Source organism: Methylobacterium gnaphalii, from assembly GCF_007992215.1.
Taxonomy (GTDB): Bacteria; Pseudomonadota; Alphaproteobacteria; order Rhizobiales; family Beijerinckiaceae; genus Methylobacterium; species Methylobacterium gnaphalii.
In genome coordinates this window covers 1-1,312 of sequence record NZ_BJZV01000085.1, presented here as the reverse complement: position 1 = coordinate 1,312, position 1,312 = coordinate 1, and the positions used below count along the sequence as shown (strand labels likewise).

The window sequence follows — 1,312 nt, the reverse complement described above, 5'->3', positions numbered from 1 at the left end:
GCGAACCTGAGCAGCCGTCGGCTTCTCGATCTCCTCGGATTTCTCTGCAACAGTCGATACGCCGCTCGCCAGTCCGGCGACCGCGTGATGAACACTCAGCAGCAGAGAAGCCAACTCCGTGGCCGGAAGCGAGTTGTTCGAGACGTACGCCACGACGATGTTCGCGGCGAGCGAGATGGTACCGGCTTCAGTCGATCCTGTTTCAGCGATTTCGGCGGTTGTCTTTTCTGCCATCATATGCATCCTGAATATTATATTCAGCCTGATTAAGCTAGACGCCCCCACGGCCAGCGAGATACACAGAAAAACCGCTTTCTACAACGCGATTTAACATCCTAGTGCTTCGCTTTATAAAGCGGAGCATCTCCGAACGGCTTCAATTTTTGATATGGGTGCGGGAATAACTCTTCTTCGCCAAGAAACCCGGCTGGCCCGACATTCCGATGATTTATAACCCGCGATATTCTGTACGACCGCGTATGGGCGCAGGCGATGCCGCTCTATTTTTTCAATGTTCACGACAACGGCCCCGCGGCATGGGATGACATCGGTAGCAATTTGACGTGTCGAGAAGATATCGAAAGTCACGCTATGAGGCTGATCATTGCAGCGCGATCCCGGCACAAAACGCACGGGCAAATCGGTGTGACCACCACAGTGCTCGTTCAATACGAGGACGGCGGCATCGCCCTGACGGCCATCGACCGTCCTGGCCGAGACGTGTTGTTCGTGTGGTCTGCTGACCGGCAGTAGAGGCGCCTCTGCGCCGGTGTCTTGGGCGTTTTGGCAGGGTGCGCCGTTCTGATGCGTCGCTGCGGCTAAGGACCGCCAGTAAGATCATTAGGAATATGCGACGTCGCGCGAACGGTCGAGTTTCCGGGTCTCGCGACGGCGAAGGGTGTAGCCGATCAGAGCACCGACGAGCGCGCAGGGCAGCGCATATCCGACATAGTAGGCAACGAACTCCGTCGTGCTGGCAGATGCGGCTGCCAGATCAGCAGGCACGCCGAAGGACGCACGAAGCATTCCTGGGCACGCGTCTATGGCGGCGCTCGTGCGCTTCTCAGCTTTAGCGGCAGTGCTCTGCAGGGGGTGAAGGAAACGCCCGAGCAGATCATGAAGGCGCCCTGTGTGCCGGCCAAGGGCGATCCCGACTGAACGGCCCGCCTCTTGCGAGAGGCTTGCCGACGCTGCCAAGCGTTCCTCCTGATGACTTCAGCCCGCCCGGAGCAATCCGCGGCGGGCTACTTTCTGCCAATTGATCCGGCGCCATGACGGTGCCATTTGGCGGACGCGAGTAGTGCTCTTGTCT

Annotated in this window: 3 protein-coding genes; 1 reads left to right on the top strand and 2 read right to left on the bottom strand. The window is 58.6% G+C overall.

The window, feature by feature from the left end:
- A partial coding sequence (locus MGN01_RS23170; protein WP_244612321.1) for a MucR family transcriptional regulator occupies positions 1-237 on the bottom strand: 237 nt, incomplete at its 3' end.
- Between the two features lie 255 nt (positions 238-492).
- Here MGN01_RS23170 and MGN01_RS23165 point away from each other — a divergent pair.
- Positions 493-753 (top strand): DUF6894 family protein, encoded by a 261-nt coding sequence (locus MGN01_RS23165; RefSeq protein ID WP_147049144.1) that lies wholly within the window; start codon positions 493-495, stop codon positions 751-753.
- Positions 754-840: 87 nt separating this feature from the next.
- Here MGN01_RS23165 and MGN01_RS23160 read toward each other — a convergent pair whose 3' ends face one another.
- Complete coding sequence (locus MGN01_RS23160) at positions 841-1,026, bottom strand: hypothetical protein (protein ID WP_147049143.1); 186 nt, start codon at positions 1,024-1,026, stop codon at positions 841-843.
- Between the last annotated feature and the right edge of the window lie 286 nt (positions 1,027-1,312).